The following is a 12546-nucleotide window of genomic DNA, read 5'->3' as shown; positions in this document are numbered from 1 at the left end:
AAATTAATATTCTTTTATATTAAATTTTTCAGAATTACTTGGCTCTTGAAAATATTTAGTTATAGCATCAAATGTAGCTTCATCTATCAAAGGCTCATCTTTAGATATCTTTTCATTTCTCTTTTTTAATTGTTGTTTACATACCTCATCACTTCTATTTATATAATGCATAATATGTTCAACTTCTGCAGTTTCAAAAAGTTTTTTAAACCATTGTCTTTGTGTAATAGTATTTGCAGGAAAATCTAATATAACTTCATTTCCTTTTTCTAAAAGTTCAATTATATGTTGAGTTAGTGTTTCTTTTAATCTTGTTGAATATTTTACATAGTCTTGAAGTGTGATTATTTCATTTGGATATAACATTTTTAAAAGTTTATCTTCACTTAGTATTATTGCATTATATTCTTTAGCTAGCTTTTTTGAAAGTGTTGATTTTCCAGCAGCCATTTTACCACACATAAAATGTAATTTATTGCTCATCTTGTTTTTTCTTTCTTTTCTCATTTATCTTATCTAAAAGACTACTTGTAAAGATACTTCCAGGAATAGCATAAAAAGCAATACCTAATGCACTAACAAAGGTTGTAAGTATTCTTCCCATAGTAGTAATAGGATACATATCTCCATACCCTACAGTTGTAAAAGTAGTAACTGCCCACCATAAAGTTGTAGACATACTACTAAATACTTCAGGTTGTGCTTTTGATTCTACATAATAAACTAAAGGTGTTAGTGTAAAGAGTAATACAAATATAGCTATTACTATATATAAAAATTCCTCTTTTTTTTCTTTGAAGATATCTATTATTAGTTTATCAAACTCATTGAACTTTGCTAGCCTAAATAATTTAAAGATTCTTATTACTCTAAGACCTCTTAAGAAACCTAAGTCTATATTGAAGATTGTCAAATAAAAAGGTAAAAGTACTACTAAGTCTATAATCATAAAAGGTGTAAACATATATTTTATTCTTTTATTCTTTCTTGAATATAGTCTTAGTATATACTCTATAGTAAATAAAAAGATATTAACCATATTGATTTTTTCAAAAAGTGTAAAATACTCACTTAATGTTTTTTCTGTTTCTAGAAACATCACTGTTATACTAATAAGTATATTTAGATATATCAAAACTTGAAAAAATACTCCAAACCTATGTTTAGTAGGTTTTTCAAAAATCAGATATAGGTTACTTCTAAAATCCATCTTTTCCTTTCTAGAAGTTTTTAATCAAGTCTTCGTAAACTTTTCCTAGACCTTCTACTTCTTTAACTGTAGTTCTCTCCCCTACACTATGAATAGTATCGTTTATAACTCCAAACTCTATAGCTTCTATACCAAATGCTCCAAAATATCTAGCATCAGAAGTTCCACCGTGCGTTGAGTGTTTTGTTTTTACATTTAGTATTTTTTCTATTGAATTTTCCATAGCCTTTACTACTTTTGATTCTTTGTTAGTTACAAAAGGGAAAGAGCCTTGTGTAGTTCTAAAGTCATATTCTAAACCTTTTAGTTTTTCATGTATAAACTCTTCTACACTTTCTCTAGTTGTATTTGTAGAGTTTCTTACATTGAACATCAGTTTAAGTTCATTTGGTGTTACGTTTGTAACTTCCATACCACCTCTTATATCTGTTATAACCATCTTACTAGGTGCAAAGTATTCATCTCCATCATCTAGATTATGTCCAGCTATTTTTGGCAATATTGAAGCAAAATTGTGTACAGGATTAATACACTTTTCAGGATACGCTGCATGTCCTTGTTTACCTTTAATTGTAATATATCCGTTTATACTTCCACGTCGCCCTACTTTTATTGCATCTCCAAATACATCTTCACAAGTTGGTTCAGCTACTACTGCGTATTGTGGTATAAAGTCTATCTCTTTTAGATGTTCAAGCATTTTGATAGTTCCATATGTTCCTTCTCCCTCTTCATCAGAAGTCATAAGAATACTTAGTGTCCCATCAAAATTTTGGGCGTGTTTACATGCATAAAGAAAAGCAGCATCTCCACTTTTCATATCTTGTGTTCCTCTTGCTGTTATTACTCCATCTATAATATCAGCTGCAAAGGGATCTATATCCCAACCTTCTCCAACGGGTACTACATCTATATGCCCTGCAAAGCATAAATGTTGAGGATTATCATTAAATTTTTTATAGTAGAATCTATTTTTTACACCCTCCATATCAACTTTAATACAGTTCCAAGTATCACCTAAATACTCTTCTATAAAATCAAAAGCTCCATCATCATCAGGTGTAATTGATTTAAATCTTAATAGTTTTTGAAATAATTCTATAATAGTCATTTATATCCTTTTAATTACGCGATTATACCTAAATAAAAGAAAAAAGCATTTTAAGACTTAATGAGATTAAGAGTAAAGCAAATATTTTCTTAACTATTCCAACAGGTAAAGTATGTGCTAACTTTACACCAATAGGTGCTGTAAGATAACTACAAATTGCTATAAAGAAAAATGCAGGTAAAGATACAAATCCTAAAGTATAATGTGTCAAATCAGTATTACTCCACCCATTTATAATATATCCCAAAGTTCCACTAACTGCTATTGGAAAACCTATTGCGGCACTTGTACCAATTGCTTTTTTAAGTTCTACATTTTGCCATAAAAGATAAGGTACAGTTAAAGAACCCCCACCTATTGAAACCATAGCTGATATTGCACCTATTATTGTTCCCGCACTAAATTGAGTTTTTGAACTTGCTAGTTTTCTACTTGGTTTTGGTTTTTTATTTAAAAACATCTGTATAGAAACGTATGCCATAAATATAGAGAAAAATACAGCAAGATAAAAAGAACTTAATATTGAAGCTAAAAATGTAGCCAAAAATGTTCCTATTATAATCCCAGGAGCCATCATCTTAAATACATTCCAAAGAACGCCACCTTTTTTATTGTGAGCTCTAAAACTTGAAACTGAAGTTATAACGATAGTTGCCATGGAAGTTCCTAATGCCATATGCATGATATTTTCTTGTTCCATTCCTTGCATTAGAAATATACCAGTTAGAGATGGTACTATAATTCCACCACCTCCAACACCAAGCAGACCCGCTGCTACTCCCACAAAACAACCTAGTAAAATATAAAGTAAAATTGATTCAAAACCTAGCATAAATAATCCTAATAATAAAAAGGATTATAGTATCACTTCTTTTCTTATAAAGTAATAGCAAACTTTACTAAATAAAACCCTCCAAATATTAACCATAAAAATAAAATAAACGCTAAATATATAGGTTTTGCTCCTACATTTTTAAACTTATCAATACTTGTTTCCATACCTAATGCACTCATAGCCATAGTAAGAGCAAAAGTATCTATTGCATTTATAGTGCTTATTGTAGTTAATGATAAAAGGCCAAATGAATTAAAACCAACTACAACTATAAAAAAAACAGCAAACCAAGGAATAGTTATCTTAGCTTTTGCATTACTTGTTGTATTTTTTGCACTTTTTGCCAACCAAATAGATAATACTATTAAAAAAGGAGCAATCATCATAACTCTAATCATCTTAACAACTATAGCATCAGAACTTGCAACACTCCCTATAGCATTTCCAGCTGCAACCACATGTGCTACTTCATGTATAGTTGCTCCTATATAAACTCCCATTGTAGATTCATCCAAAGGTATTAATCCTGCTTTATATAAAAAAGGGTATAAAAACATAGCTATAGTTCCAAACAACACAACAGTTGACACAGCTATTGCACTTTTATATGGTTTTGCATTTATCACCGGTTCAGTTGCAAGTACAGCTGCTGCTCCACATATAGAACTTCCAGCACTTGTTAAGATTGTTGTTTCTTTATCTAGTTTTAAAAATTTAACACCTACAATGTACCCAATTATAAAGGTTAGTGAAACTATTAAAAAACTTATAATAATACCATTTAGACCAACCTCTTCTATACTTTGAAAAGTCAATCTAAACCCATATAAAACAATCCCTGTTCTAAGAATAGTTTTTGTAGAAAAAACAATCCCAGCATGCCATTGATGTGGAAGTTTGTTTCTTAAAGTATTAGCATATATCATACCAAGAACTATACCTATAATAAGTGGACTAATACCCAAAGATTTAAAAATATGAAACTCTGATAAAAATGTAGCCGCACAAGCAAAGAATGCAACAAATAAAATCCCACTAAATGTATCTTTCCTATTCTCTTTTTTAAACATAATAAATCCTCCAAATTTTTATAAACCAAAGTATATCACTAAGGATTTTATTTGTAAAATATATTATTTTTAATATAATAATAAATATTTTTAATAAGGATACTATTATGACACTCAAAGAACTAAACTTTTTTTATAAACTATGTGATAATCCAAATGTAAGTCAAATAGCAAATGAGATAAATATAAGTCAGTCAGCAATTTCACTAGCTATAAAATCTTTAGAAGGAAAATTAGGTGAGAGTTTATTTGATAGAGTTGGTAAAAAACTTATTTTAAATGAAAGAGGTAAATACTTTAAAGAACTTACCTATGAACATTTTATAGCAATATCAGATTCAAAAAATATATTCAAAAAAAACAAACTTGCTGGTAAACTAAATATAGCTGCAAGTAAAACTATTGCAAACTATATGATGCCAAATATTTATTACACTTTTTTATCTAAATACAAAGATGTAAAACTTGATATAAACTCTCTTAACTCTTCTATAATTGTAGAGCAAATACTAAATGGTAAACTAGATATAGGTCTTATAGAAACCTCTTTTGATAATACAAATATTGTAAAAGAGAAACTTATAGATGATGAACTAATTGTTGTAACCAGTGATAAAAATGCCCCAAAAGAGTGTTTTATAGATACAATAGATAAAAAATGGATCTTAAGAGAGAGTGGTTCAGGTACGAGAGATATATTTATAAATAAATTAGGAGATTTAGCAAAAGATATAAATATATTTATGGAACTTTATGAATTTGATGAGATAAAAAAGATTTTAATAAAAAATAAAGATACGATAACAGCTATATCAAAAGTTGCAGTAGAAGAGGAATTAAAAACTAAACAACTTTTTCAAATAAAACTAAAAAATATTGATTTTAAAAGAGAGTTTCATCTTATTTATAATAAAAATAAAAGCAAAAATAAATTATTTCTTACCTTTAAAGATTTCATAGAATCACAGCTTATTAAAAATCAATAATATACAGAAATTGTTATTTATAATTAACTTTGATGTGTTATAATCATATGTATATGAAAAGGATTACTTATGAAAAATAGTAAACTACTTATAACAATATCGTCCATTCTTTTAATCTATACTATTATTGGTTTCATAGCTATTCCAAAAATTGCTAAACCACAAATAGAAAAAATTATTAATGATAGCATTACTCAGAAAGCAACTATTGAAAAAATCGAATTCAACCCATTTTTACTTAAATTTTCAGCTTTTAATTTAAAAATTTCAGATAAAAAAACAACTACATTTAGTCTTGAAAAACTTGAAATAGATTTCTCACTTATTACCTCTTTAGATGAAAAACATATAAATTTTAAAAATTTAGAATTAAAAAATCCATACATAAATATTATTGAAAATGAAGATGGAAGTTTTAATCTTGAAAAAATCATTAAACCTACAAAAAAAGAGATAAAAGAGAAAGATGATACAAGTACTAATATAAAATTTCAAGTTTTTAAAACAATAATAAAAGATGCGAAAATCGATTTTACAAAACTAGAAAAAAACAAAAAACCTTATAAGTTAAATATTAGCAATTTTAATTATACTTTTTATGATATGGGGACTTTTAAAAATATTTTAGCTTCTCATAGTCTACAGCTAGATATAAATAACACCAGTAAAATTATTATAAATGGTGGTCTTAGACTCTCACCTTTTGAAATGTATGGTAACGCAAAAATTATTGATTTAAAACCTACTCAATTTTTATCATATAAAGGTGATTTATTAAATTTCAATATTGATGATAGCGCAAATATAAATCTAAAGTTTGGTTATAAAATCAATACAAAAGAAAATTTAAATCTTGAGATAGATAATGCTATATTTAATTTAGATAATTTAAATATTACAAAAGAGAATAATAAATTGGTAAGTTTAAAGAATCTAAATATTGATAAAGTAAATTTTGATTATCCACAAAACACTCTTAGTATAAGTTCTATAAATCTTAATAAGTTAAATTCAAATATTAAGATTAATAAAAATGGTGAAGTTAATTTTAGTAATCTTATAAATAATTCTACTAATAACTCAAATACTAAAGAAAATGGAAAAACTACTCAAAAAACTATACCTTTTACTATAGATTTAAAACAATTTACCATAAAAGATTCTAATTTATATTATGATGATTTAAAAAATAGTTTAAATCTTGCTACAAACAATATTGACTTTAAACTTGATAATTTAAATTTTAAAGAAGATAAGTTACTTTTAGAAAATGGTTTATTAAGTAATGCAAGGGTTATATTTAATCAAGGAAATAATGATATAAAAATAGATAAGCTATCTTTAGATACAAAAAATTTAGAGTTGATTAACAATGATATTAAACTTGCACTTGCAAAATTAACAATCTCTAAATTATCAATGAAAGATAAGAAAAATAAACTAAATCTAAACTCATCAAAAACAAATATTTCTATCTTGGATACTTCATTTGTAAAAAACCAAATTGATATTAGAAAACTTTTAATAAAAGAACCATCTATATTAATGGTAGATAAAAAGAATAATCAAACAATTAAAGCAAAAAATATCAATATAAATATAGATAAAATATTTCAAAAAAATAATCAATTAAAAATTGTTAAATCTTCAATAGACAAACCCAATATTAATATTACACTGGGAAAACAGATAAACAAAAAAGAGGAAAAGTTAAAAGTAAATACTCCAAAAGAGATAAAATCTACTAAAAAAAGTGATTTTAACTTTGATATTGGTCCAGTAAAAATCAATAATATGAAAATGACTTTTGAAGACCAAAATCTTCCAATTGACTTTAAAACAGATGTAAGTGAATTAAATGGTCAATTTTCAAGATTTAATTCAAGTAGTTCAAAACCTACTAAATTAAAATTGGAAGGAAAAGTTGATAAATATGGTTATACAAAAATAACAGGTACTGTAGATATAAATGATATAAAACTTCTTACAAATACAAATATTCTTTTTAAAAATATTGCTATTAAAAACTTTACCCCATATTCAGGTAAGTTTATTGGTAGAGAGATTGATGAAGGTAAATTAAATCTTGATTTAAAATACAACATAAAAAAATCAGACTTAGATGCTACAAACTCAATTATAATAAGTGATATAAAACTAGGAAAAAATGTTGAAAGTGCTGATGCTGTTAATTTACCACTAGAATTAGCAATCGCTTTATTAGAAAATTCTAATGGGGTTATTGATATTGATTTACCCATAAAAGGAAATGTAGATGATCCTGAATTTTCAATAGCACCAATAGTTTGGAAAGCATTTACAAACTTAATTTTAAAAGCGGTTACTGCACCTTTTGCTCTACTTGGAGCATTATTTGATATAGATGAAGAGAAACTAAAAACTGTACAGTTTGAGGTAGGTAATAGTGATATTATTGCTTCAGAAAGAGAATCACTTGATGCCATTGCAAAAATATTAAAAGAAAAAAATAAACTTGCTATTAACATAGAACCTATATATGATGAAATAGAAGATAAAAATGCTCTTCAAATTATAAAAGTAAATGAACTTATAAAAAAACAAATGGCTAATTATTCAAAAGGTGATAAATATAAACTTGCATTGGAAAAACTTTATATAGATAATAAGTTTGAAAAGAGCTTAGAAGAATTCAAAGAGTTATTTATATCTAAAAATAAAGAGGGAGAAGAGATATTTGATAATGAAAGTTATCTTGCAGAAATAAAAAACTTGCTAGCTAATAAACAAATTGTATCAAAAGAAGAACTATTAGAATTAACTCAAAAAAGAGTTAACTCACTTAAAAAATATTTAGTTAAAACAAAAAATGTTGATGAAGATTCACTTAAAATTCTTGATATAAAAGAGGGAAAAAGTTCAAAAAATAAATGGATAAACTTTAAACTTACTGTTAGTACAAAATAAAACTATTATAAATATAGATTATAATAGTTTTATTTAAATTTCTTATAATAAAACTTCTGTTATCATTTCATTAATTTATAATTTTAATAACTAAAACTAATAAGGAAACGATATGAATAAAATTTATTATATTTTAATAGCTCTTGTATTAGTTTTTTTTGGATATGGAATAATTACAAAGAAAAACAACGATCCTTTAAAAAAAGAAAAAAGAGTTCCATGCCAAAAAACAACTACAACATTTGAAAAAATTGCGAATAAAAAACTCTCTAATAAAGCTGTTGAACTTCTTGAGAGTGGCAACTTTATTATAAAATCAAGAATAGAACAAGCAAGTTTTATGGAATCAAAAATCTTAAACTATATAAATGTAGAAAAAGCTGATGAGATATTACTTTCTGTACTAAAAAAATATCAAAAAGAACAAATAAACAAAAATGACAAACTTATAATTGATTACTATATTCTAGAAAATGATAAAGAAGATACAGGTAAAAAAGGTACTAAATGTAAACTATATGCTGGATATTTAGTATTTGAGTTTAAACTAGAAAATAAATTAATATATAAAATTCAAACAGATTATATGAAAATGGATACTTCAGATATACCTGAACGTATGGATTGTGTAATCAAATCATTTATAACATTGAAAGGATAATAATGAAACAAAAAATTTTTAAAGAAAAATACCATATATTTGAGATTGAGTTTACTAAAAGTGAATTAAAATATTCTACAGTTGATGAGATTATTGATGAATTAAAAAAGAAAATAGATGCTAATGAAATTATTGCTTATATTGCAACCTTTAACCAATATGACCATACAGTTAATATCAAAGGTGATATTAATCCAGCTATTAAAGAAGCTAAAAATATCGTATTTTGTTTTGGTAAAGAGATACCAACACCTGAAGTATTAGCTGTACGCCCAAGATCAATTGGAATAGTAGAACTTGAAGATAGTTTTGTCGTAAACTTTCTTGAAGCACCAAATGAACAAGCAAATGTTGCAATGGAAAATATTGTTAAATCACTTATAGACTAAAAGAGTTTTCTCTTTTAGTTCAATTCTATATACACTTAAATATTGCAGGTTTATTACGATATAACCTTAATATACATACATTATGTGCTGTTATCGTCTAAATATCCACATTAAACATACATAAAAAGCATATCATAAACTTAAAATTTATTTAAAAACCATCTCTATTTCTAATATTTTTTATAGTAATATCTACAAGATAGCTTATTTAAGGTGTTTGTAGGCATTTTGATATACGACACATATTGTGTATGTTATTTGTTGATTTTTAGGGTGTTTTATATATAATGTATATTCAATAAATAGTTATGCCTTTGAAAGGAAAAGATGACTCCTCCAATAATTGATACTAAAAGACTGTATTTAGAGAAAATCACAGAAAAACATTTAGAAAACTTATATTCATTACTTTCAAACAAGAAAGTAATGAAGTACTTTCCTTCGACTTTGAATCGTGACGAGACAAAAGCATTTTACGAAAAAATTCAGGAGAGATACCAAGATGATGGGTATTGCTTTCTTGCGGTTATAAGAAAACAGGATAAGTCATTTTTAGGTATTTGCGGTTTATTGAAACAGGAAGTTGAGAACGAGGTTCAGACCGAAATAGGTTACAGGTTTTTAAATGAATACTGGGGCAAAGGTTATGCTACGGAAGCTGTGAAAGGCTGTGTTGAATATGTAAAAGATAAACAATTGGCTGACTCTCTCATAATACTTTCTGTGCCAGAAAACATTCCTTCAGTCAAAGTGGCAAAAAGAAGTGGTTTCAGCTATCTGCAAAATACAATATTTCATGGTTTAACCCATGAAATATACAGAATAAAAATATAAAAAATACATAGCCCGGCGTTTGAGCGAAGGGGAAAAGCCCTGCCACTCAACTTGGTCGTTATACTATAAACAAGAAGGGATAATAAATGAGTATTGAATTTCCATTTGAAGAAAAATTTCTGGATTTTGAAAGTAATGAAAGAACTTTTGAATTTACAATTAAGGATGTATTTGTAGGTAAATGTATAACAGCGAAAGACTTAAATAGTCTTTATGAGTTCTCTATATGTACAACTGATGATAATCCAGCTTGGGCAATTGGAGATTTGAGAAATAAAATAAAAAATCAATTATCAATAAGATATTTACATAGTTCAAATGATACATACAACTTTTCACATGATAAAGCTAAGGGAACAATTAGTAGTGGAGGAGTTGTCATTGATGGCAAATTTATCTCATTTGATGAACTTTCATCAATGATGCAGGTTTATGAAGGTTTCTCTTTTGAACTGACAATGAGAGATTCAACTGAAAAGTAGTATAACAAATCATTGGAAAGAAAAACGAGGGTATACTTGCGATTTTAAACTTATAAATTGTAAACTAAATTAAAAAGTAGAATTGAACAATCAAGTGGATTCTTCCCTCGTTTTCAATTCCACCGTTAGGTTTAAAAGCTTACAAAGTAAAGTTACAGTAGGATATTATCTTATAAAGCAAATGGTAGGAATAGGATGTCTCAAAAACTAGGAAGACTTAATAAAATAAAGATAAGCGGCTACAAATCTATAAAATCATTAGAACTTGAACTAAGACCCCTTAATATACTTATTGGTTCCAATGGTGTTGGTAAAAGTAATTTTATTAGTTTTTTCAAATTTATGAAAAAGATATTGGATAAAGATTTACCTACTTACACAGCAGAGCAAGGGGGAGCAAATAAAATATTGCACTTTGGTAAAAAATCAACCTCTGAAATTTACTTTGCATTACAATTTATTCCTAATGGTTATAAAGCAACATTATTACCAACAGTAAATGATAAATTTATTTTTAAAGAAGAGTTTACTTATTTTTTTGGAGATACTATAGGTTATCAAGGCGGTACAAAATCTTATACTTTAAACAATAACGGTGGAGAAAACTCAAATTTACCAAACAGACCCCATTCAAGAACATCAGAAGGACATATTGTAGGTTTTATTCAAGACTGGAAAGTATATCATTTTCACGATACAAGCTCTACGGCAAAAGTAAAACAAACTTGTAATATAAATGATTGTACAGTACTTGCTCCCGACGGGTCAAATATTTCTGCATTTTTAAGATGTGTTAGAGAATATAATGAAAAATCTTATAATCAAATTGTAAAAACAATACAAAGAGTTGCACCATTTTTTCAAGACTTCATTTTAGAACCCGAAATAAATAACAAAGACACTATAAAATTAAAATGGAAGCATAAAGGGACTGATGAATATTTTGATGCTAACGATTTATCAGATGGTACATTAAGGTTTATTTGTCTTACTACTCTGCTCTTACAACCTAATTTACCAACAATTATATTATTAGATGAGCCAGAGCTTGGACTACATCCATTTGCCCTTCAGATTTTAGCTGGAATGTTTAAGAAAATTTCTAAGAGAACCCAAATTATTGCTTCAACGCAATCTGTTACTCTTGCTGATAATTTTGACATAGAAGATATTATAGTTGTGAATAGGAAAGAGAACCACTCTGAATTTGAAAGATTGCAAAAAGAAAAATATAAAGATTGGTTGGAAGAATATAGTCTAGGTGAAATGTGGCAAAAGAATTTAATTGGTGGAGTACCTACCTATGATTAGAGTTGCTATATCTGTTGAAGGTCAAACAGAAGATGAGTTTTGTAAACAAATTTTAGTTCCATATTTTAGAAATCATGATATTGAACTAGTTTCAATAATAGTAACTACAAAAAGAAAGAAATGTGGAACTAAACATAAAGGTGGCTGTATCAATTTAGATAGAATTCAAAGTGAACTCACAAAAATATTACCAAATTTTGATTATGTAACAACATTTTATGATTTATATGGGTTTGATATTGAAAGTACAAATACAGCAGAAGAATTAGAAAATAAAATAAGTGAATTATTTAATAATAATAGAAAACTTATACCGTATATACAAAAATATGAATTTGAAACTTTACTATTTAGTGAACCATCATATTATGAAGAGTATTTTAGTGATTCAAGTGCAAAAACTGAAATTGAAAGTATCATCAATAGTTGTGGAGGTGTAGAGAATATAAACAATTCAAAAGAAACAGCACCATCTAAAAGGATTGATAAGTTTTTTGATAAATATAACGAGCAATATGATAAAGTATTTCATGGTGCAAGTATCGCCGATGATATTGGACTACCTATAATATTAGAAAAATGTACTAGATTTAAAAATTGGATAGACACTATAATAAACCTAACAAGTCAGAGAAACTAACAAGGCTATACTGTGGTAATATCAAATTAATAAGTAAAAAGTAACTTTTAATATAGTTCAATTTTTACTTT

Annotated in this window: 13 protein-coding genes; 8 read left to right on the top strand and 5 right to left on the bottom strand. The window is 26.7% G+C overall.

Annotated features, from left to right (window positions below):
* Positions 1–3 precede the first annotated feature (3 nt).
* From ACKU4C_RS05995 to ACKU4C_RS05975, 5 genes are read right to left on the bottom strand one after another with little or no spacing between them, the layout of a single operon-like run.
* Complete coding sequence (locus ACKU4C_RS05995; RefSeq protein WP_321315293.1) at positions 4–483, bottom strand: ATP-binding protein; 480 nt, start codon at positions 481–483, stop codon at positions 4–6.
* On the bottom strand, positions 473–1210 hold the full coding sequence (locus ACKU4C_RS05990) for an ion transporter (RefSeq protein ID WP_321315291.1): 738 nt from the start codon (positions 1208–1210) through the stop codon (positions 473–475). The genes ACKU4C_RS05995 and ACKU4C_RS05990 overlap by 11 nt, the downstream gene beginning before the upstream one ends.
* Positions 1211–1220: 10 nt before the next feature.
* Positions 1221–2321, bottom strand: coding sequence for a succinyl-diaminopimelate desuccinylase (gene dapE / locus ACKU4C_RS05985; protein WP_321315289.1), 1101 nt, complete (start codon positions 2319–2321; stop codon positions 1221–1223).
* A 28-nt stretch (positions 2322–2349) separates the two neighbouring features.
* Entirely contained in the window at positions 2350–3153 is an 804-nt protein-coding gene (locus ACKU4C_RS05980; protein WP_321315288.1) for a sulfite exporter TauE/SafE family protein, read from the bottom strand.
* Between the two features lie 44 nt (positions 3154–3197).
* Positions 3198–4226, bottom strand: coding sequence for a YeiH family protein (locus ACKU4C_RS05975; protein ID WP_321315287.1), 1029 nt, complete (start codon positions 4224–4226; stop codon positions 3198–3200).
* A 107-nt stretch (positions 4227–4333) separates the two neighbouring features.
* Here ACKU4C_RS05975 and ACKU4C_RS05970 point away from each other — a divergent pair, with 107 nt between their 5' ends.
* The 8 genes from ACKU4C_RS05970 (at position 4334) to ACKU4C_RS05935 (ending at position 12475) form a co-directional block, all read left to right on the top strand.
* On the top strand, positions 4334–5212 hold the full coding sequence (locus ACKU4C_RS05970) for a LysR substrate-binding domain-containing protein (RefSeq protein WP_321315285.1): 879 nt from the start codon (positions 4334–4336) through the stop codon (positions 5210–5212).
* Positions 5213–5281: 69 nt separating this feature from the next.
* Complete coding sequence (locus ACKU4C_RS05965) at positions 5282–8158, top strand: DUF748 domain-containing protein (RefSeq protein WP_321315283.1); 2877 nt, start codon at positions 5282–5284, stop codon at positions 8156–8158.
* A gap of 112 nt (positions 8159–8270) precedes the next feature.
* A complete protein-coding gene (locus ACKU4C_RS05960; RefSeq protein WP_321315281.1) occupies positions 8271–8819 on the top strand; it encodes a hypothetical protein in 549 nt (182 codons plus the stop codon).
* 2 nt (positions 8820–8821) lie between these two features.
* On the top strand, positions 8822–9208 hold the full coding sequence (locus tag ACKU4C_RS05955; RefSeq protein WP_321315279.1) for a DUF6858 family protein: 387 nt from the start codon (positions 8822–8824) through the stop codon (positions 9206–9208).
* 327 nt (positions 9209–9535) lie between these two features.
* The gene (locus ACKU4C_RS05950) at positions 9536–10042 is read left to right on the top strand and encodes a GNAT family N-acetyltransferase (RefSeq protein ID WP_321315278.1); all 507 of its coding nucleotides are present in this window, start codon (positions 9536–9538) and stop codon (positions 10040–10042) included.
* 86 nt (positions 10043–10128) lie between these two features.
* Positions 10129–10524, top strand: coding sequence for a hypothetical protein (locus ACKU4C_RS05945; RefSeq protein WP_321315276.1), 396 nt, complete (start codon positions 10129–10131; stop codon positions 10522–10524).
* Positions 10525–10719: 195 nt separating this feature from the next.
* Positions 10720–11835, top strand: coding sequence for an AAA family ATPase (locus tag ACKU4C_RS05940; RefSeq protein WP_321315275.1), 1116 nt, complete (start codon positions 10720–10722; stop codon positions 11833–11835).
* The gene (locus tag ACKU4C_RS05935) at positions 11828–12475 is read left to right on the top strand and encodes a DUF4276 family protein (RefSeq protein WP_321315274.1); all 648 of its coding nucleotides are present in this window, start codon (positions 11828–11830) and stop codon (positions 12473–12475) included. The genes ACKU4C_RS05940 and ACKU4C_RS05935 overlap by 8 nt, the downstream gene beginning before the upstream one ends.
* Positions 12476–12546: the final 71 nt, after the last annotated feature.

Origin of the sequence: Halarcobacter sp., from assembly GCF_963676935.1 — a bacterium.
In the GTDB taxonomy this organism is placed as follows: Bacteria; Campylobacterota; Campylobacteria; order Campylobacterales; family Arcobacteraceae; genus Halarcobacter.
The sequence above is the reverse complement of the archived record's forward strand: the minus strand, read 5'-3'. Positions and strand labels throughout refer to the sequence as shown.

Coding starts and splice junctions, on each gene's coding strand:
- ACKU4C_RS05995 (WP_321315293.1), bottom strand. CDS start 483: ATGAGCAATAAATTACATTTTATGTGTGGTAAAATGGCTGCTGGAAAA.
- ACKU4C_RS05990 (WP_321315291.1), bottom strand. CDS start 1,210: ATGGATTTTAGAAGTAACCTATATCTGATTTTTGAAAAACCTACTAAA.
- dapE (WP_321315289.1), bottom strand. CDS start 2,321: ATGACTATTATAGAATTATTTCAAAAACTATTAAGATTTAAATCAATT.
- ACKU4C_RS05980 (WP_321315288.1), bottom strand. CDS start 3,153: ATGCTAGGTTTTGAATCAATTTTACTTTATATTTTACTAGGTTGTTTT.
- ACKU4C_RS05975 (WP_321315287.1), bottom strand. CDS start 4,226: ATGTTTAAAAAAGAGAATAGGAAAGATACATTTAGTGGGATTTTATTT.
- ACKU4C_RS05970 (WP_321315285.1), top strand. CDS start 4,334: ATGACACTCAAAGAACTAAACTTTTTTTATAAACTATGTGATAATCCA.
- ACKU4C_RS05965 (WP_321315283.1), top strand. CDS start 5,282: ATGAAAAATAGTAAACTACTTATAACAATATCGTCCATTCTTTTAATC.
- ACKU4C_RS05960 (WP_321315281.1), top strand. CDS start 8,271: ATGAATAAAATTTATTATATTTTAATAGCTCTTGTATTAGTTTTTTTT.
- ACKU4C_RS05955 (WP_321315279.1), top strand. CDS start 8,822: ATGAAACAAAAAATTTTTAAAGAAAAATACCATATATTTGAGATTGAG.
- ACKU4C_RS05950 (WP_321315278.1), top strand. CDS start 9,536: ATGACTCCTCCAATAATTGATACTAAAAGACTGTATTTAGAGAAAATC.
- ACKU4C_RS05945 (WP_321315276.1), top strand. CDS start 10,129: ATGAGTATTGAATTTCCATTTGAAGAAAAATTTCTGGATTTTGAAAGT.
- ACKU4C_RS05940 (WP_321315275.1), top strand. CDS start 10,720: ATGTCTCAAAAACTAGGAAGACTTAATAAAATAAAGATAAGCGGCTAC.
- ACKU4C_RS05935 (WP_321315274.1), top strand. CDS start 11,828: ATGATTAGAGTTGCTATATCTGTTGAAGGTCAAACAGAAGATGAGTTT.